General features: G+C 73.9%; 20 protein-coding genes and 3 tRNA genes. 8 read left to right on the top strand and 15 right to left on the bottom strand.

Annotated features, from left to right (window positions below; translation table 11 throughout):
* Positions 1-7: 7 nt before the first annotated feature.
* Positions 8-550, top strand: coding sequence for a DUF421 domain-containing protein (locus tag RCG67_RS08900; protein ID WP_368825778.1), 543 nt, complete (start codon positions 8-10; stop codon positions 548-550).
* Positions 551-684: 134 nt separating this feature from the next.
* Here RCG67_RS08900 and RCG67_RS08895 read toward each other — a convergent pair whose 3' ends face one another.
* The 5 genes from RCG67_RS08895 to RCG67_RS08875 form a co-directional block, all read right to left on the bottom strand.
* Positions 685-879: a DUF2795 domain-containing protein gene (locus RCG67_RS08895; protein WP_058874655.1), complete on the bottom strand. Its 195-nt coding sequence runs from the start codon at positions 877-879 to the stop codon at positions 685-687.
* Between the two features lie 130 nt (positions 880-1,009).
* Positions 1,010-1,285, bottom strand: coding sequence for an SHOCT domain-containing protein (locus tag RCG67_RS08890; protein ID WP_368825777.1), 276 nt, complete (start codon positions 1,283-1,285; stop codon positions 1,010-1,012).
* Between the two features lie 144 nt (positions 1,286-1,429).
* Positions 1,430-2,134 carry an esterase/lipase family protein gene (locus tag RCG67_RS08885; RefSeq protein WP_368825776.1) on the bottom strand — a complete coding sequence of 235 codons (705 nt, stop codon included), beginning with the start codon at positions 2,132-2,134 and terminating at the stop codon, positions 1,430-1,432.
* Entirely contained in the window at positions 2,131-2,922 is a 792-nt protein-coding gene (locus RCG67_RS08880) for an alpha/beta fold hydrolase (protein ID WP_368825775.1), read from the bottom strand. Before RCG67_RS08880 ends, RCG67_RS08885 begins: the two co-directional genes overlap by 4 nt.
* Positions 2,919-4,064, bottom strand: a complete 1,146-nt coding sequence (locus RCG67_RS08875) for a carboxylate-amine ligase (RefSeq protein WP_368825774.1) — start codon at positions 4,062-4,064, stop codon at positions 2,919-2,921. Before RCG67_RS08875 ends, RCG67_RS08880 begins: the two co-directional genes overlap by 4 nt.
* Before the next feature lie 323 nt (positions 4,065-4,387).
* On the opposite strand from RCG67_RS08875, the gene RCG67_RS08870 reads away from it, so the two are divergent.
* From RCG67_RS08870 to RCG67_RS08860, 3 genes are all read left to right on the top strand, one after another.
* Positions 4,388-4,777, top strand: coding sequence for a hypothetical protein (locus tag RCG67_RS08870; protein WP_368825773.1), 390 nt, complete (start codon positions 4,388-4,390; stop codon positions 4,775-4,777).
* 122 nt (positions 4,778-4,899) lie between these two features.
* A complete protein-coding gene (locus RCG67_RS08865; protein ID WP_368825772.1) occupies positions 4,900-6,156 on the top strand; it encodes a heparan-alpha-glucosaminide N-acetyltransferase domain-containing protein in 1,257 nt (418 codons plus the stop codon).
* Between the two features lie 147 nt (positions 6,157-6,303).
* A complete protein-coding gene (locus RCG67_RS08860) occupies positions 6,304-6,735 on the top strand; it encodes an OsmC family peroxiredoxin (protein ID WP_368825771.1) in 432 nt (143 codons plus the stop codon).
* Between the two features lie 147 nt (positions 6,736-6,882).
* On the opposite strand, the gene RCG67_RS08855 is transcribed toward RCG67_RS08860, so the two are convergent.
* A complete protein-coding gene (locus RCG67_RS08855; protein WP_368825770.1) occupies positions 6,883-7,851 on the bottom strand; it encodes an NAD(P)/FAD-dependent oxidoreductase in 969 nt (322 codons plus the stop codon).
* Between the two features lie 210 nt (positions 7,852-8,061).
* On the opposite strand from RCG67_RS08855, the gene RCG67_RS08850 reads away from it, so the two are divergent.
* From RCG67_RS08850 to RCG67_RS08840, 3 genes are all read left to right on the top strand, one after another.
* Positions 8,062-8,934 carry an alkaline phosphatase PhoX gene (locus RCG67_RS08850; RefSeq protein ID WP_368825769.1) on the top strand — a complete coding sequence of 291 codons (873 nt, stop codon included), beginning with the start codon at positions 8,062-8,064 and terminating at the stop codon, positions 8,932-8,934.
* Positions 8,895-9,242, top strand: a complete 348-nt coding sequence (locus RCG67_RS08845) for an alkaline phosphatase PhoX (RefSeq protein ID WP_368825768.1) — start codon at positions 8,895-8,897, stop codon at positions 9,240-9,242. The genes RCG67_RS08850 and RCG67_RS08845 overlap by 40 nt, the downstream gene beginning before the upstream one ends.
* A 119-nt stretch (positions 9,243-9,361) precedes the next feature.
* On the top strand, positions 9,362-9,700 hold the full coding sequence (locus tag RCG67_RS08840) for a DUF8129 domain-containing protein (RefSeq protein WP_368825767.1): 339 nt from the start codon (positions 9,362-9,364) through the stop codon (positions 9,698-9,700).
* Between the two features lie 157 nt (positions 9,701-9,857).
* Here the strand turns inward: RCG67_RS08840 and RCG67_RS08835 are convergent.
* From RCG67_RS08835 to metG, 9 genes are all read right to left on the bottom strand, one after another.
* Positions 9,858-9,933 (bottom strand) — tRNA-Glu (locus RCG67_RS08835).
* A 152-nt stretch (positions 9,934-10,085) separates the two neighbouring features.
* Positions 10,086-10,161 (bottom strand) — tRNA-Glu (locus RCG67_RS08830).
* Positions 10,162-10,183: 22 nt separating this feature from the next.
* Positions 10,184-10,255 (bottom strand) — tRNA-Gln (locus tag RCG67_RS08825).
* Between the two features lie 88 nt (positions 10,256-10,343).
* Entirely contained in the window at positions 10,344-10,922 is a 579-nt protein-coding gene (locus tag RCG67_RS08820) for a cupin domain-containing protein (RefSeq protein ID WP_368825766.1), read from the bottom strand.
* A gap of 122 nt (positions 10,923-11,044) precedes the next feature.
* Positions 11,045-12,559, bottom strand: coding sequence for a glutamate--tRNA ligase (gltX, locus tag RCG67_RS08815; RefSeq protein ID WP_368825765.1), 1,515 nt, complete (start codon positions 12,557-12,559; stop codon positions 11,045-11,047).
* Between the two features lie 62 nt (positions 12,560-12,621).
* Positions 12,622-13,395 carry a fumarylacetoacetate hydrolase family protein gene (locus RCG67_RS08810; protein WP_368825764.1) on the bottom strand — a complete coding sequence of 258 codons (774 nt, stop codon included), beginning with the start codon at positions 13,393-13,395 and terminating at the stop codon, positions 12,622-12,624.
* Between the two features lie 71 nt (positions 13,396-13,466).
* On the bottom strand, positions 13,467-14,576 hold the full coding sequence (locus RCG67_RS08805) for a branched-chain amino acid aminotransferase (RefSeq protein ID WP_368825763.1): 1,110 nt from the start codon (positions 14,574-14,576) through the stop codon (positions 13,467-13,469).
* Positions 14,577-14,674: 98 nt separating this feature from the next.
* Positions 14,675-15,751: a 3-isopropylmalate dehydrogenase gene (locus tag RCG67_RS08800; RefSeq protein WP_368825762.1), complete on the bottom strand. Its 1,077-nt coding sequence runs from the start codon at positions 15,749-15,751 to the stop codon at positions 14,675-14,677.
* A gap of 78 nt (positions 15,752-15,829) precedes the next feature.
* On the bottom strand, positions 15,830-17,392 hold the full coding sequence (gene metG, locus RCG67_RS08795; protein WP_368825761.1) for a methionine--tRNA ligase: 1,563 nt from the start codon (positions 17,390-17,392) through the stop codon (positions 15,830-15,832).
* Between the two features lie 96 nt (positions 17,393-17,488).
* Between metG and RCG67_RS08790 the strand changes: the two genes are divergently transcribed.
* Positions 17,489-18,157: an AIM24 family protein gene (locus RCG67_RS08790; protein WP_368825760.1), complete on the top strand. Its 669-nt coding sequence runs from the start codon at positions 17,489-17,491 to the stop codon at positions 18,155-18,157.
* Positions 18,158-18,265 lie beyond the last annotated feature (108 nt).

The following is an 18,265-nucleotide window of genomic DNA, read 5'->3' as shown; positions in this document are numbered from 1 at the left end:
GGTGGTCGTGGTGTGGTTTGACTCCTGGGCCGCCGTCCTGCGCATCCTCCTCGTGGGCGCCGCCTCCTACACGACGCTCGTGCTGATCCTGCGGCTGTCCGGGAAGCGCACCCTCGGGCAGCTCAACGTCTTCGACTTCGTGGTCACGGTCGCCCTCGGCTCGACCCTCGCCACGATCTTCCTCAGCACGGACGTCTCCTGGAGCGAGGGGATCACCGCCCTCGCCCTGCTCGCCGCCCTGCAGCTGCTGGTGGCCTGGATCTCCGCGCGCTGGCCGCGCATGCGCGGCGTCTTCACCGCCGAGCCGGCGCTGCTGCTGGCCGGGGGGAGGATCCGGCACGAGGCGCTCCACCGCAACCGGCTGACCGAGTCCGAGCTGCGCCAGGCCGTGCGGATGCAGGGCACCGGGGACCTCTCCCAGGTGGAGGCGGTCGTGCTCGAGACCAACGGCACGTTCAGCGTGATCACGTCGAGCAAGTACGGGGACGGGTCCGCGCTCCGGGACATCCGCGGGATCGCGGACCTGGAGCACGGCGGCCGGGAGGACTGACCGGGGCGCTCGATCCGGGCGGTGCCGGCCGGGGCGCCGAGCCCGGCGGGATCACCGGGGACCTGGCGGCGCACCGGCGCGGCGGGGGCGCGCGCCGGTGCGCCGCTCTCCCCCGCCGCCGCGGGCCGCGCGGCCTACTCGCCGAAGACCGCCTCGGTCACGTGCGTGGGCTTCTCGTACTGCCGGTCCGGCAGGCCGCGCAGGGCCTCCAGGACGGAGTCGTCCGCGCCGGAGTCCTGGGCCCTCCGCACGATCTCGTCCTTGCCGACCGGGTAGTCCAGGCCGCTGAGGTGCTTCTGCAGCTCGATGGGGTTGGGCTTCTCGGACATGGGAACTCCTTGTCGTCGCCTGGTCTCGTCCCGCCGCACGCGGCGGGACCCGAACGCCTCCAGTCTGTCAGCCTGCTTGCCGTCCGTCAGCCCCCTGCGGCGCCCGTGCGCCCGGCCCGCCGCCGGGCGGTCACGGACCGGGACGGCCCTCCTGCTCGAGCAGCCGCAGCCGCTCCCGGTACTCGTCCTCGGTGAGCTCCCCGGCCGCATGGCGCTCCAGCAGACCGTCGCGGGCCCGGCGCAGGCCGAGCCGGGTGCGCGCCCTGCGGCCCCAGCGGGTGTTCTGCCCGTAGCGGCGCACGATCCACCGGACGCCCCGCGCCGCGGTCCAGGCCGCGGCGGCGAGCAGCAGGGCCCAGGAGATCACCTCCCAGCCCTGGAAGGGCGTCAGTCCCAGTACGACCACGGTCCCCACCCGTCCCTCCGACGTCGTCCGTCGTGCCTGCCCCGGCGTCCTGCTCGGGGCCGCCCGGTGGCGGAAGCGTAGCAGTCGGCTCCGACGCCGGGCCGGACCCGTTCCGGCCCCGCCCGGTGCCCGCTCCCCGGCGGGTCAGCGCGCGAGCCCGCTGACCCCCTCCACGATCGCCCGGTGCACGCGCGGGTCGCTCAGCGGCAGGAAGTGCCCGCGCGTTCCCAGCTGGACGTTGCGCGCGCCCTCGAGCCGGCTGCCCCCCGGGATGTGGGGGTCGAACAGGCCGTAGACGGAGACGATCCGCTGGTTGACCTCCCGGCGGGTGGTCAGCGCCGTGAGCTCCGGGGAGTGCGGCAGGAACACCCGGATGGCCGGGAGGGGCAGCAGACGGGCGAGCTTCGAGCCGGAGAAGGGGGTGTTGACGGCCACGAGGCCCTGGATGACGGTGCGGGCGTTGTGGTGGGCCAGCAGGTGCTTGCCGATCAGCCCGCCCTTGCTGTGCGCCACCAGCACGCACCGCTCGAGCTCCTCCCGACGGATGTGCTCGTCGACCAGCGCCGCCATCTCCTCGATGGTCCCGGTGTTGAACCGCAGGTCCTCGACGACGTGGACGTCGTGCCCGTGCTCCCGCAGGACCCCGGCGACCGGGAGCATGAAGGTCCACGACTCGTAGATGCCGGGGATGAGCACGACGGGCGGCCTGCCGGGCGCTCCCGGGCCCCGGTAGTGGGCGGGGTCCCAGCGGCCGAGGAGACCGGCGGCCTGCCAGCGGAGCGCGTAGACGTAGTCCAGGGCCCAGACCGCGAGATCGGCGCCCGCGCCGCCCGGCCGGCGCGGGCTCACGACGGGCTCCCGGGACGGGCACCGGGCCGGCAGGCGGCGAGGAAGGGGGCGCAGGCGGCGGCGAGCTCGCGCGGGCCGGTGTGCTGGACGTTGTGCGGGGCACCGGGGATCTCCACGAGACGGGCGTCGGGAGCGGCCCGGGCCAGCCGGCGGACCCAGTCCCGCCTGGCGATGGGGTCGCGGGTCCCGCGCACGACCAGGCCGGGCGGCGTGCAGGCCCGGATGTCCTGCTCGATCCGGTCGCGGAGCATGTGCCGGGCAGTGCGCAGATAGCGCAGCGGACCCATCCGCAGGTACTCGCGCACGACCACGGCGTTGGTCCGCGGCGGTTCGCGCAGGCTGTCCCGCAGCAGCCGCCACGCCTGCCGGAGCAGGGTGCGGGCGGAGTCGTCCACGGTCGGACCCACCAGCACGTAGCCGGCGCACAGACCGGGATGGTCCTTGACGGTGTCCACGACGATCTGGCACCCCATGGAGTGGCCGAGGACGACGGGGGCCTGCAGCCCGAGCTCCCCGACCGCTCCCGCGACCACGCGGCCGAGCTCGGGCACCGTGAGGGGCCGGTCCGGGCGCGGCGCCGCCCCGTAGCCCGGCAGGTCGAGGGCGTAGACGTCGTGCGTGGCCGCGAGCACGTCCGCCAGGCGCAGGAAGTACGCCCCCGACATCCCGATGCCGTGCACGAGGACCACCGGGGGCAGCCCCCGGTGGAAGGTCCCCCGCACGACCACGGTGCAGGCACCGACGTCGAGACGCCGCCGCTCGAGGGCGGGGTGCCGCCGGGCCCTCACCGGTGGGTCGCCTCGAGCGCCGCCCGCACGACGTCGCGCGGGTCCTGCCGGGCGGCGAAGGCCGCGCGCTGCCGCCGCGCCCCGGAGCCGTCGCGCAGGATGCCGGCCACCACCGCCTCCACCTGCCCGGCCTCGCCCCACTGCGCGAGCACGGGCCGCACGAGGTCGAGCAGCTCCGCCACGACCTCCGCGGCGGGCGCGGGCGCGCCGGAGCCCGGGCTGACCAGCGCGCCCTCGACCCCGGCGGCGCCGGCCTGCCAGGACCACGCGCGCAGCTGCCCCACGCCGGTCCGCGGGGCCGCGGCGCCGGCCCGCCACTGCCGGGCCGCCGTCTCGACCAGGGCGCGGACCAGGGCCGCCAGCACCGCGGCGTGCTCGGCCTCGAGGCACACGTCCGCGACCCGGATCTCCACGGTGGGATAGCGGGCGGAGAGCCGGGCGTCGAAGTACAGCATGCCGCGGTCCAGGGCCACCCCGGAGCGCAGCAGGGCCTCGCACCGGCGGTCGTACTCCTGGGGCGTGCCCAGCAGCTCGTCCGGCCCTGCCGTGGGCCAGCGGGTCCACGTCTGGTACCGGTAGCTGGCGAAGCCGGTGTCCTGGCCGTACCAGAAGGGCGAGTTCGCGCTGAGCGCCAGGAGCACCGGGAGCCAGCCACGGATCCGGTCCAGCACGGCCACGCCCTCGTCCGGGCCGGCGATCTCCACGTGGACGTGCAGTCCGCAGGTCAGCTGCTCGGCCGCGACGAGGCCGAAGCGCTCGCGCAGCCATGCGTAGCGGGGTCGGGGCACGAGATGCGGCCGGGAGGGGAACACCGGCGAGGCCAGGGCCACGACCCGGGCGCCGGCGCGGTGCGCGGCGGCGTCCAGCAGCGCCCTGCCCCGGCGGACGGCCGCGAGCTGGTCCGCGAGACCGGTCACCGGCGGGCACGCGACCTCGATCTGCTCCTGCTGGAGCTCGGTGCAGATCCGGTGCCCGGACGGCGCCGGGGACCCGCCGTGGTCGCGGACCACCCCGGGGCTCACCGCCGCGGGCTCGAGGGTCCGGGCGTCCACGAGGAGCAGCTCCTCCTCGACGCCGAAGGTGCGGGTGGGTCCGGTGGTCCCTGCGGGGGACGGGTGCGGGGAAACGGTGATCACCACCATCCGGGACGGGCTGGAGCGGTGCGGACGGGCACGGTGGGAGGCCCGCCGTCGTCGCCGGGAACGTCCGGCTCACCTCGGAGCGTAGCACCGGGGACCGGTCGGGCGGCCCGGTGCCGCGGCGGCCGCGAGGGGTCGCGCCGCCTCGGGGGCCGCGGGCGCCTCCGCCGGCGGGCAGGACGGGAAGGCGTGCCCGGCGCTCCCCACCGCCGCGCTTGCCACCGGAACGACAGATGACTTACGGTTTGTCGGCACCCAAGAGCACAGCGTGCTTACTGTCCACCGGACGGTTCGGCGGACCGCCGCGCCGTGAAGGAGCCCACTCCGTGCAGCGCAAGATCTCCGTCCTCGTCGAGGTGGACCTCGACGGCCGGTACGTCCGGGTCAATGTGGCCGGCGCCCTGACCCGGGCGAACCAGCAGGCGCTCCATCCCGTCCTCCGGCGGGCGCGCACCGCGCTCCCCGCGGCGCGGGTCGGCGTGGACCTCACCTGCGTGCACGAGCTCGAGCCCGCCACGGTGGACCTGCTCCGGGGGACCGTCGAGCACGACGCCGAGCTCGGCGAGGCGGTCGAGATCCTCGTGCCCGAGGTGGAGCCCCCCGAACCGGCCGCGGCCGCCCTGGACGCCCGGCGCCGGATGCGGGCCAAGTTGCTGCACCGCCGCTGCGCCGGGCTCCCCGTGCCGCCGCCCGGCCCGGCGGCCGCCGCCTCCTGAGCCTCCCGGCGCAACGTTGCCGCGACCACCGGCGCGGATGCGAAGATTGGCGGCAGTGCACACGACATCCTTGAGAGCGGCCCACCGTGGGGCCGGGGATGAGGAGCAGGACGGCGGGACCCATGAACGACCACCCCACGAGAGACCGGGCCGCGGAGGCCACCGGCGGGCTCGACCCCCGCCGATCGGCCGGGCGCCTGGTCGCCGTGGACGCCGCGCGGGGTCTGGCTCTCGTGGGGCTGACGGCCGTGCACTTCCTGCCGCAGTCCTATCCGGACAACGACCGCCCGACGCTGTCCTGGCTGCTGTTCGCGGGGGACTCCGCGGCGCTGTTCGCCCTCCTCGCCGGCGTCAGCCTCGCCTTCTCCACCGGCGGGCGCCGGCCCCGCAGGGGCCGTGACCTCACCGCCGCCCGCGCCGGGATCGCGGTGCGCGCGCTGCTGATCATGGCGCTCGGCCTGACGGTGGACTACCTGATGCCGGCGGATCCGCCGGCCGTCAACATCCTCGTCCACTACGGGCTCTTCTTCCTGCTCGCGCTGCCCTTCCTCGGCCTGCGGCCGCGGACCCTGCTGCTGTGCGCGGGCGGCTTCCTGCTCGTGGGCCCCTTCCTGATCCACTGGCTGGGCGACCTGGTGCCCGAGCACAGCTCCGTGAACCCGACCTTCGCGCACCTGGTCACCGAACCGGCCGCGCTGTTCTGGCAGCTGACGCTGACCGGCACGTACCCGGCGGTGACCTACCTGTCGTACCTGCTGGCCGGGCTGGCCTTCGGCCGGCTCAACCTCAAGGGCCTGCGCGTCCAGGCCCGTCTGCTGGCCGTGGGGCTCGGCCTCGCGGCCCTCGCCAAGCTCGTCTCCTGGGTGCTCCTCTACGGCATGGACGGCTACAACGTCCTGCTCTACAGCATCGTGGAGCTCACCCGGGCGGACCTGGACCACATCATCGTGTTCGGCGGCGACGGACCGCTGCCGACCTCCTCCCTGTGGTGGCAGGTGCTCTCCGCCCCGCACGCCAACACGCCCCTGTCGGTGGCCTGGAGCCTGGGGGTCAGCACGGCCGTGCTCGGCGCCCTCCTGCTCGCCGGGCGCGAGTTCGGCAAGTGGCTGCTGCCGCTCACGGCCATGGGGACGATGACCCTGACCCTGTACACGGGCCAGCTGGTCCTGCTCTCCACCGAGGTCCACTACAGCAGCCCCCTGCTCTGGTCCGTGGCCTGCCTCGTGGTCTCCGCCCTCGTGGCCCTCGCCTGGCGGCACGCGTTCGGAAGGGGCCCGCTGGAGCGGGTCGTGTCCGCGGCCGCGCACGCGACCGCCCGTGCCGTCGCCGACCGCGGGACGTCCCGCGGTCCGGACCTCCCCCGGAAACCTCTCGGGTAGTGCGCCCCGCGGTCGTCCGCGCCCGCGCCGCCCCCCGAAACACAGCCACGGCCGGGCACAGAGCGTGCGGGATCCGTTAGCGTGACAGCAGCGCCGCCAGGCGCCGGCAGGCGGAGCGCCCGCCCGCCGTGGACCTCAGGAGGAACTATGCCGAAACCCGTCGTCAGCAAGGCCAGCACCGTCTGGACCGGCGATCTCTTCAACGGCTCGGGCACCACCGAGCTGAGCGGCTCGGGCCTGGGCCCCTTCGACGTGGACTGGGACACGCGCGCCGAGAGCGGCGCCGGGCCCCGGACGAGCCCGGAGGAGCTCCTGGCCTCCGCGCACGCCACCTGCTTCGCCATGGCGTTCTCCAACATGCTCGCCCAGAACGACACCCCGCCCACCCGCCTGGACTCCTCGGCCGAGGTCACCTTCGTGGCGGGCGAGGGCATCAAGGGGGTCAAGCTGATCGTCGAGGCGCAGGTGGAGAACCTCTCGCAGGAGGACTTCGCGCGGATCGCCGAGGAGGCCAAGGCCGGCTGCCCGGTCTCGCAGGCCCTGGCCGTCGACATCACGCTGGACGCCTCGCTGGCCTGATCCTGTCCCGCCGGCCCGGGTCAGGACCCGGGCCGGCGGGCCGGCGCGTGCCTCAGGAGCTCCGCCGCAGCTCCTCCGGCGCGGCGGAGGCGCCGAGGGCCCGGCGCGTCCGCCCCCCGCGGTTCCGCCTCTGCGCGGCAGGGCCGGTCACGTCCCGCCGTGGCCGGTGCGCGCACGGTCGAGGTCCTCGGCCAGCAGGTCGGTGTTGACGGCCGTGCCGGTCTTGAGCCCGGCGGCCGCCGCGGCCAGGACCTGGGCGTGCAGGTCCGTGACGTTGCCCGCCACGTAGACCCCCGGCACGTCCGTGCCACCGGTGGGCGCCGAGGGCACGTAGCTGCCGACCGCGTGGCCCTTCTCCTCCTCCTGCGCCGTGTCCAGGGCCAGGGAGTCGATGAGGTCGGACCGGACCGTGAACCGGGGCACGACCACCACGGCACGGCAGGGCACCAGGTCCCCCGAGACCAGCCGCAGCCCGGTGATCCGGTCGCCGGCCACCTCGACGCCCGACACCTCGCCCGCCACGCACTCGATGCCGAGGGCCGCCAGCTGCGCGCGCTCGTCGTCGTCGGGGTCCGGGGCGGTGTGCTGCACGAGCGTGATGTCGTGGCTCCACTGCCGGAACAGCTGTGCCTGCTGCACCGCCGTGGGACCCGTGCCCAGGACCGCCAGCGGTTCGTCGCGCCACTCCCAGCCGTGGCAGTAGGGACAGTGGATGACGTCGCGCCCCCACCGCTGCGCCAGGCCGGGGACGTCCGGCAGCTCGTCGGTGAGCCCGGTGGTGATCAGGACCCGCCGTGCCCGCACGGACCGGCCGTCCTCGAGCGTCAGGACGAACCGCGCGCCGCGGCCGTCCTCCCCTCCCGCCCGCGCGGAGACGACGGTGCCGTCGACGACGTCGGCGCCGTAGCCGGCGATCTCGGCGCGCCCGTCGGCGAGCAGCGCGCCCGGGGCGTCGCCGTCCCGGCCGAGGTAGTTGTGCACGTGCTCGGCGGGGTCGTTGCGCGGGGCCCCGGCGTCCACCACGAGGACCGAGCGCCGGGCGCGGGCCAGGCACAGGGCGCCGGCGAGGCCGGCCGGTCCCCCGCCGACGACGACCACGTCGTAGTTCTCGTCCATGCTGTGCTCCCTCGTCCCGGGGTCGGTCTCGGCGACGGCCGTGCGCCGCCCTGCCAACCTAGCAGTGCTGAAGCCGTAGTGTAAGCCTGCTTAGTGGCCGGTGGGCCTCCCGCCGCCCGTCACCCGGCGTCAAGGGGTGCCGCGTCGCCACGGTCGTCACTGGCGTGATCAGCACCGGGCCGGTGCGCCCGGCCGGCCAGCCCCAACGGCATGGGGGTCTTCGGCGGCCCCGGAGGCGGCACCGTGCTGATCTGCAACCACGAGAACAACGGCACCGAGCCGCACGCGGTGCCCCTGGTGGAGGGACTCGTCCACGACCCCGGCGCGACCGGCGGCACGACCACCCTGGTCGTCGGCGCCGACGGCCGCAGGACGTCCCAGTGCACGTCGCCGGCCGGGACCGTCAACAACTGCGCCGGCGGCGTCACTCCCTGGGGCACGTGGCCGAGCTGCGAGGAGACGAGCGCGCGAGCCGGCGACGACGGCCTCACCCTGGACCACGGGCACGTGTTCGAGGTCGATCCGGAGAGCCGCGACGCCAATCTCGACAGGTCACCGGTTCCCTTGAAGTTCCTGGGCCGCTCCTCGCACGAGGCCGTGGCGGTCGACCCGTCCACCACCCGGACCTACCTGACAGAGGACGCCGGGGACCCCAGCGGGCTCTGCTTCCGCTGGACGCCGCCGCCCGGGTTCGTCCCGGGGCGGCACGCGCTGCGCGAGCTCGCGGAGTTGGAGGGCGGCGACGTCGCCGGCCGGCTGCAGGCGATGCGGTGCCTCGCGGAGGGGACCGTGGTCCGGGACCTGGCGGAGGCGACCACCGTGGGAACCCGCTACGACGTCGAGTGGATCGACGTCCCCGACCGCGACGGGCGGGACGAGTCGGTGCGCCGGCAGTTCGACGACGGCGCCGTCACCCGTGCGCACAAGCTCGAGGGGCAGTGGTGGAACGACGACGGCGTCTACTTCGTCTCCAGCTACGCGGACGGGCCGGAGGGGACGGCGGGACCGGTCGGGCCCCGGATCAGCCCGTCCACAACGGTCAGGTGTGGTTCCACGACCCGGCCGCCGGGACGGTCGTCCTGACCGTGCTCTTCGGCGTCCGGGAGGACCGGGACCTCGAGATGCGCTTCGAGCGGCCCGACAACATCACGATCTCCCCGCAGGGCGGACTCGTCCTCGCCGAGGACGGGGACGGCACCAGCCACCTGGTCGGGGTGACCGAGCGGAGGCGTGCCTACGCGCTGGCCCGCAACGACCTCGACGACTCGGAGTTCTGCGGCCCCGTGTTCTCGCAGGACGGTGTCCACCTGTTCGTCAACCTGCAGCAGGCCGGACTCACCCTGGCGATCACGGGCCCGTGGGCCAGTCCGTCGCACGAGCCGGCCGGCTGATCGCGGTCGGGGACGACACCGGTCCATCAGCACACTGACGCCGGGCCCGGCGGACTGTTACCTTGGCAGGACCCTCGCCGCCGGCGTCCGGGCCGGCGGCCACCAGCCAAGGAGCAGACGTGAACGACATCCCTCAGCACGACGACCTCCCGCTGCCCGACTACGACCACCTCCCCGTGGGCGTGCTCGCCTCGAAGATCACGGGGCTCGACGAGAACGGGGTCCGGCAGCTGCTCGACTACGAGGTGGCGCACGGCAACAGGCTGCCCGTCACCCAGGTCCTTGAGAGCCGGATCGAGGCGCTTCGCGAGGGGGCCGAGCCCAGCGGTGCGGTGCCCTCGGCCGCGCCCGAGGTCTCCGAGACGAGCGGCGGGTCACCGGTCTCGCCGGACACCTCCGGGCCTCCGGTCAACCCGCCGTCCCAGGGCACGCCCTTCAACCCGGCCCAGCCCCGCTGACCCTGCGCGGGCCCGGGCGCCCGGGCCGTTCGGCGGAACGACGGACCGCGCGACGCACGAGGGCCACGACGTGGTCGCCGCCGGCGGAGGCCTGCGGCTCCCGGACCCCGGGGACGACGAAGCCCCCCGGACCGTGTGGTCCGGGGGGCTTCGTCCGTGGTGACCCCAGCGGGATTCGAACCCGCGTTACCGCCGTGAGAGGGCGGCGTACTAGGCCGCTATACGATGGGGCCCTGCCGAGCCGGACCGCGGTTTCCCGCGACCGGCCTCGTACACTGTACCAGGTCCGGCGACCCGTTGCGGACGCCGGACCGCGCACCGGAGCACAGACCCCGAGCGCAGACGGGAACACCCCCGGACCGTGTGGTCCGGGGGTGTTCAGCGGTGGTGACCCCAGCGGGATTCGAACCCGCGTTACCGCCGTGAGAGGGCGGCGTACTAGGCCGCTATACGATGGGGCCGTACTGTTCCGATGGAGCAGCGCTGGGATACCAGGACTCGAACCTAGAATGACGGTACCAGAAACCGTAGTGTTGCCAATTACACCATATCCCACTGTCGTCCCCGGCCCGGCGGTTTCCCGCGGCGACCGGCGCAACGCAAGAAAACTATACCGGCCTTCCGGCGGGGCGGCAAATCGGGCTCAGCGGCAGTAGCGCTCCTCGAGCTCGTGGTCGATCCCCCGGCGGCGGGCGATCCCCGCCAGCGCCCGGAGGACGGGCCCGAGCCAGCGGTAGATCCCCGGCAGGTTGATGTCCGTCCACTGGATGAGCAGGGCCGTGCGCAGCAGGCTCCTCGGCCGGCCGCCCGGGCGGACCCGTCCGTCCCGGGCTAGCCCGTACAGGGCCACCAGCCCCTTCTCGAAGCCCTCGTGGGCGGGGCGCACCTCGAGCACGAACCGGGCCGGGCTCCCGGCCGGGTTCTTCCAGCGGAACAGGTGCTCCTCGGGCACCTCGGCCTCTCCCCCGGCGCCGAGGTCCCGCACGACGTGGCCGACCTGGACCCGCAGCGTGCCCTCGAGGACGCGCAGGCGCATCCCGGACCGGCGGTGGTAGTGGGGGCGCACCTCGCCGCCGGGCTCCACCTCGACGTGCAGCAGGGCGTGCTCACCGCCCGTCGCGGCCCCGGTCCGCAGCCACGTGACGGTGTCCCGCTGCACCGGGTTGCGGTGCTGCGGGCGTCCCGCGCGCAGCACCTCGATCTGGTCGTCGGTCGGTTCCATCGTGATCGCCTCCCGTGCTCCAGGCTACGCCGGAGGGGCGGGGTGCGCGCAGATGACGACGACGGCCCGGGCCACCGTCCGCGGAGGGTGGCCCGGACCGTCGTCGCCGGGCGGACGGGTGCTCAGCCGAGCTGGGCGGCGAGCGCGCGCAGGCGGGTCAGGGAGGAGTCCTTGCCGAGGATCTCGAGGGACTCGAACAGCGGCGGGGAGATCCGCCGCCCGGACACCGCGATGCGGACGGGCCCGAAGGCCAGCCGGGGCTTGATGCCCAGTCCGTCCACGATGGCCTCGCGCAGCGCGGCCTCGAGCGCGGCGGCGCTCCAGTCCTCGAGGGGCTCCAGGGCGGCGAGCGCGGCCCGGAGCACGTCGCCGGCGGAGTCCTTGAGCTGCTTGCGGGCGTCGTCGGCCACCTCGATCTCGTCGTCGCCGGCGAAGAGGAAGGACAGCAGCTCGGGGGCCTCGCCGAGCAGGTTCATCCGCTCCTGGACCAGGGGCGCCGCCCGGTCGAGGATCTCCCGCCGGCGCTCGTCCAGGGTCTCCCCCAGCACGCCGCCGGCCTGCAGGTACGGGACCAGCCGGTCGCGGAAGTCCTCCGGGTCGAGCCGGCGGACGTGGGTGCCGTTGATGGCGGTGGCCTTCTTGAGGTCGAACCGCGCGGGGTTGGCCAGGACGTCGTGGACGTCGAAGTGCTCCACGAGCTGCTCCACGGTGAAGACGTCCTCGTCCGCGGACAGGGACCAGCCGAGCAGGGCCAGGTAGTTGAGCAGGCCCTCGGGGATGAACCCGCTGTCCTTGAGGTGGAAGAGGCTGGACTCGGGGTCGCGCTTCGACAGCTTCTTGTTGCCCTCGCCCATGACGTAGGGCAGGTGGCCGTACTCGGGCACGTACTTCGCGAGGCCGATCTCCACCAGCACCCGGAACAGCGCGATCTGGCGCGGCGTCGAGGAGAGCAGGTCCTCGCCGCGCAGCACGTGGGTGATCTCCATGAGGGCGTCGTCCACGGGGTTGGTGAGCGTGTACAGCGGCTGGCCGTTGGCGCGCACCACCACGTAGTCCGGGATGGACCCGGCCCGGAAGACGATCTCGCCGCGGATCATGTCCTGGACCACGATGTCCTCGTCCGGCATCCGCAGCCGCAGCACGGGCTCCCGGCCCTCGGCGCGGAACGCCGCGATCTGCTCCTCGGTGAGGTCGCGGTCGAAGTTGTCGTAGCCGAGCTTGGGGTCGCGCCCGGCCGCGCGGTGCCGGGCCTCGACCTCCTCCGGGGTGGAGTACGCCTCGTAGACGGCTCCGTGCTCGCGGAGCCGGTCCGCCACCTGCCGGTAGACGTCCAGGCGCTGCGACTGCCGGTACGGCGCGTGCGGACCGCCGGTCTCGACGCCCTCGTCCCAGTCGATCCCCAGCCAGGCCAGCGCCTCGAGCAGCTGCTGGTAGCTCTCCTCCGAGTCCCGCTCGGTGTCGGTGTCCTCGACGCGGAAGACCATGGTGCCGCCGGTGTGCCGGGCGTGGGCCCAGTTGAACAGCGCGGTGCGGATCAGTCCCACGTGCGGGGTGCCCGTCGGGGACGGGCAGAAGCGCACGCGCACGGGCGAGGACGGGGCGGAGGAGGTGGCCTGGGCGGTGGGCGTGTCGGTCATGGCTCTTTCGTGGATCGGTCGGGGTGCGGGCGGGCTCGTGCAGTGGTGCGGGCGGGCGGGGCTCAGCGACGCAGGACGGTCGGCAGGACGCCGATGCCCTCGACCTCCACCTCGATCCGGTCGCCCTCGTCGACGATGCCGACGCCGGCGGGCGTGCCGGTGAGGATGACGTCGCCGGGCAGGAGCGTGAACGCCTGGGAGACGTAGGAGACGAGGAACGGGACGTCGAAGACCATGTCCCGTGTGTTGCCGTCCTGCTTGGTCTCGCCGTTGACGCGGCTGCGCACGGCGAGGGCGGAGGTGTCGAGGTCCGTCTCGATCCAGGGCCCGAGCGGGCAGGCCCCGTCGAAGCCCTTGGCGCGCGCCCACTGGCCGTCGGTCCTCTGCACGTCGCGGCCGGTGAGGTCGTTGGCGGCCGTGTAGCCGAAGACGACCTCGGGCACGCGCTCCACCGGGACGTCCTTGCACATCCGTCCCACGACGACGGCGAGCTCGCCCTCGTACGAGACCTGCTCGGTCCACGGGGGGAGGGTCACGGGGTCGCCGGGACCGGCGACGGAGGTGTTGGGCTTGAAGAACAGCATCGGGGAGGCGGGCAGCTCGTTGCCCAGCTCCGCCGCGTGGTCGGCGTAGTTGCGCCCGACGCACACGATCTTGGAGCGCGGGATCACGGGGGCCAGGAGGCGGACGTCGGCGATGTCGTGGCGCTGCTGGGTGGGATTGATCCCGGTGTAGAAGGGGTCGCCCGCGAGGACGGTGACCGTCTCCTCGCCGGCGGCGCCCTGCACCGCGCCGAAGTGGATCTCGTTGTCGACCGTGAACCTGGCAATTCGCATGGGACCAGGCTATCCCACGGCCTGCGGGCGGGCGCGCGGCCCCCGGCGGCGGCGCCGGGGGCCGCGGGGGCTCAGACCAGGCGGGTCAGCCAGCCGTGCGGGTCCTCCGCGCGGCCCGTCTGGATCTCCAGCAGCTGGCGGCGGATGTCCATGGTGACCTCGCCGGGCCGGGCCCCCTCGTCGCCGATGGTCTCCTCGGCCGAGAGGAGCCTGCCGATGGGCGTGATGACGGCCGCGGTCCCGCACGCGAAGGCCTCGGTGATGGTCCCGGCCTGCCAGCCCTCGCGCCACTCGTCCAGGGTGAAGCGGCGCTCCTCGACGCGCATCCCGCGGTCCTGCGCGAGCTGGATGATCGAGCGGCGCGTGACGCCCTCGAGGATCGTGCCGGTGAGCTCGGGCGTCACCAGGCGGCCGTCCTCGTAGACGAAGAACACGTTCATGCCGCCCAGCTCCTCGACCGCGTCCCCGCGGTCGCGGTCCAGGAACATGACCTGCTGGCACCCGTGGGCGTCGCCCTCCATCTGGGCCACCAGGGAGGCCGCGTAGTTGCCGCCGCACTTGGCCGCCCCCGTGCCGCCGCGCCCGGCCCGGGCGTAGTCCCGGGAGAGCCAGATGTCCACGGGCTTCACCGGACCGCCGAAGTAGTTCCCCGCCGGGGAGGCGATCACCGAGTACAGCACCTGCCGGGACGGGCGCACCCCCAGGAACGCCTCCGTGGCGATCATGAACGGGCGCAGGTACAGGGACTCGCCGTCCCCGTCCGGGACCCACTGCTCGTCCACCGAGACGAGCTCCCGCAGCGAGTCCAGGAACATCTGCTCCGGCAGCTCCGGCAGCGCCAGCCGGCGGGCGGACCGGTTGAGCCGGGCGGCGTTGGCGTCGGCCCGGAACGTCCACACGGAGCCGTCCGCGTGCCGGTAGGCCTTGAGCCCCTCGAAGATCTCCTGGCCGTAGTGCAGCACGGCCGCGGCGGGGTCGAGCACCAGCGGTCCGTACGGCTCGATCCTGGGGTCGCTCCAGCGCCCCGTGCCCTTCTCGACGTCCCCGAACCAGTCGATCTTCACCATGTGGTCGGTGAAGTTCGTGCCGAAGCCCGGATCGGCGAGGATGGCGGCCCGCACCTCCTCCGGGACCGGGTCCTGGCTGAGGCGGTGGGCGAAGGTGGTGGGCTGTGTGGTCACTGCGTCTCCCTGCGAGGTCGACCCCGTGGCGACCGGCACGCGGGGCTCAGCTGTTGTTTCCGTGCCCCAGCCTATCCCCGGAGGACGGGCGGGCCCGCTCAGGCGAGGGCGTCGAGCACGCCGTCGCCCACCTGGGCGGTGGTGCGGGTCTCGTTGCCGTGCGCGGCGAGGTCCTGCTCGACCGCGGCCTCGATCCGGGCGGCCGGTCCGGGGTGGCCGAGGTGCTCCAGCATCATGGCGGTCGCGAGGATCGCCGCCACGGGGTTCGCCTTCTGCTGTCCCGCGATGTCCGGGGCGGAGCCGTGGACGGGCTCGAACATCGACGGGGCGGTGCGGTCCGCGTTGATGTTGCCGGCCGGGGCCAGGCCGATGCCGCCCGTCACCGCCCCGGCGAGGTCGGTGAGGATGTCCCCGAAGAGGTTGTCGGTGACGATGACGTCGAAGCGTGCCGGGTCGGTCGTGAGGAAGATCGTGGCCGCGTCCACGTGCAGGTAGTCGACGGCGACCTCGGGGAACTCGGCGCCGATCTCCTCGACGAGGCGGGCGTAGAGCCGGCCGGCGTGGACGAGCACGTTGTGCTTGTGCACCAGGGTCAGCCGCTTGCGCTCGCGGGCGGCGGCGAGCTCGAAGGCGTAGCGCACCAGCCGGCGGACGCCGTACGCGGTGTTGAGCGAGACCTCCGTGGCGATCTCGGCGTCGGTGCCGCCCCGCAGCACCCCGCCGTTGCCCGCGTAGGGGCCCTCGGTGCCCTCGCGCACCACCACGAAGTCGATGTCCCCGGGGTCGGCGAGCGGGCTGGTGGTGCCCGGGAAGAGCTTGGACGGGCGGAGGTTGACGAAGTGGTCGAGGCTGAAGCGCATCCGCAGCAGCACGTCGCGCTCGATGATCCCGGAGGGGACCCGCCGGTCGCCGGGGGCGGCGCCGACGGCGCCGAACAGGATGGCGTCGTAGGCCCGCAGCTCGGCCAGCGTACGGTCGGTGAGGGTCTCCCCCGTCTCCAGCCAGTGCTGGGCGCCGAGGCCGAACTCCCGCTTCTCCACGGTGACACCGGCCGCGGCGGTCACGGCGTCGAGGAGCTTCTCCGCCTCGGCCACGACCTCGGGGCCGATGCCGTCACCGGGCACGAGGGCGATCTTCAGGTGGGCGGGGGCTGCTGCGGGCGTCGGCTGGCTCATGGGCCCAGGATAGGAGCACGACGACCCGTCCGACCACGGAGTGGACTGACGTCTCACATGGTGGACGGACTGGTGGGCTCAGGCCTGCAGCGCCGCGGGCTCCTCGTAGCGCGGGAACACCGGCGCGGGCCGGGGCAGCTCCGTGCCGGCGGCCAGGGGCGTGCCCAGGGCGGTGAAGAGGCGCGCCCCGCCCTCCTCCTGGCCGAGCACGTCGAGCAGCCGGGCGGCGGCGTCCGGCATCACGGGCTGCACGAGGACGCCGACCACGCGCACCACCTCGAGCGTCACCCACAGCACGGTGGCCATCCGCTCGGCGTCGGTCTTGCGCAGCTTCCAGGGCTCCATGGCCGTGAAGTACCGGTTGGCCTCGGCGACCACCCGCCAGATCCGCTCGAGCGCCCGGTGGAACTGCTGCTCGTCGAACTCGGCGCGCACCGGCGCGTAGAGCCCTGCCGCGGCGGCGAGCATGGCGTGGTCCTCGGGGGTGAGCTCCCCCGGCACGGGGACCCGGCCCTCGCAGTTCTTGGCGACCATCGACAGCGAGCGCTGGGCGAGGTTGCCGAGGTCGTTGGCGAGGTCGGAGTTGATCCGGTTCTTGATCCCGTCGTGCGAGTAGCTGCCGTCCTGGCCGAACGGCACCTCGCGCAGCAGGAAGAAGCGCAGCGGGTCGAGGCCGTACTCGGCCACGAGGGCGTGCGGGTCGATGACGTTGCCCACCGACTTGGACATCTTCTCGCCCTGGTTGAAGAGGAAGCCGTGGGCGAAGACGCGCCGGGGCAGCGGCAGCCCGGCGGACATCAGGAACGCCGGCCAGTACACGGCGTGGAAGCGGGCGATGTCCTTGCCGATCACGTGGGCGTCGGCCGGCCAGTACCGCCGGAACGTCTCGGCGTCGGTCTCCGGGAAGCCCACCCCGGTGAGGTAGTTGGTGAGGGCGTCCACCCACACGTACATCACGTGGTCCGGATTGCCCGGCACGGGCACGCCCCAGTCGAAGGTGGTGCGGGAGATCGAGAGGTCCTCCAGCCCCGAGCGCACGAACGAGGCGATCTCGTTGCGGCGGGTCTCGGGGAAGACGAAGCCCTCCTGCTCGTAGAGGGCCAGCAGCCGGTCCTGGTAGGCGGAGAGACGGAAGAAGTAGGACTCCTCCTCGGTCCAGGTGACCTCCGTGCCGGTGCCCGTCGAGCACCGCACGCCGTCCTCCCGGACCTCGGTCTCGTCCTCGCCGTAGAACGCCTCGTCGCGCACGGAGTACCAGCCGGCGTACTTGCCGAGGTAGATGTCCCCGGCCTCCTCCATCCGCCGCCAGATGGCCGCCGACGCCGCGTAGTGGTCGGCGTCCGTGGTGCGGATGAAGCGGTCGTAGGAGATGTTCAGGGCGTCGTCCATCTCCCGGAAGCGCGCCGAGTTGCGGTCCGCGAGCTCCCGGGCCGTGAGACCCTCCTTCTCCGCGGTCTGCTGCATCTTCTGGCCGTGCTCGTCGGTGCCGGTCAGGAAGCGGACGTCGTAGCCGTCCAGCCGCTTGAACCGGGCCATGACGTCGGTCGCGATGACCTCGTAGGCGTGCCCGATGTGCGGGGTGCCGTTGGGGTACGCGATGGCCGTGGTGATGTAGTACGGGGTGCGGTGGGAGGAAGTCACGGCCTCCACTCTACCGACCTCCGGGAGGGTGCGGGCCCGGGCCGCCGGTGCCACGATGGTGGGGACAGCGAGCACCGAGCACCCCGGGAGGCCACCGTGCGCAGCGAGCTCTTCGCCCAGGACCACTTCGAGCAGCAGAGCCGGGAGCGCTGGACACGGCAGTCCGACCGGATGCTGCGCGTGGGCCTGGGCCCCGACGTCGTCGCCACCAAGGGCGCCATGGTCGCCTACCAGGGCCGGATGAGCTTCCGGCACGAGGGCGCCGGCTCCATCGGCAAGCTCATGAAGAAGGTGCTGACCAGCGAGGACGCCCCCATGATGCGGGTCGCGGGCGAGGGCGAGGTGTTCTTCGCCCGCCAGGCGCGCCACGTGTTCACCGTCCTGCTCGAGGGCGAGGCCCTCAGCGTCGGCAGTGCGTCCCTGCTGGCCTTCGACGACACCCTGGCCTGGGACATCCGGCGGGTGGGCGGGGCGGGGCTGATGGCCGGCGGGCTGTTCAACCTGGAGCTCTCCGGCCACGGCGTGCTCGCCCTGTGCTCGGACGGCCCGCCCATGATCCTCGACTGCTCCGGGCAGCCCACGTTCGTGGACCCGCAGGCCGCGGTCGCGTGGTCGGCGAACCTCGTGCCCGGGATCCAGAACGACCTGTCGATGGGCTCGCTGCTGCGCGGGGGCTCCGGCGAGTCGTTCCAGCTCGCCTTCTCCGGCCCGGGCTTCGTCGTCGTCCAGCCCTCCGAGGGCGTGCCGGTCGTGCGGCAGGGCTGAGCCCGGTCACCGCCCGGGGCGCGCGGCGGCTGCCACCGCCCGCAGGGCAGGGCCCGGACGCGGCGAGGGGCCGCGACCGCACGGAATGCTCGGCGCATGACGTGCGGG

Source organism: Kocuria cellulosilytica, assembly GCF_040981245.1.
Taxonomy (GTDB): Bacteria; Actinomycetota; Actinomycetes; order Actinomycetales; family Micrococcaceae; genus Kocuria; species Kocuria cellulosilytica.
The sequence above is the reverse complement of the archived record's forward strand: the minus strand, read 5'-3'. Positions and strand labels throughout refer to the sequence as shown.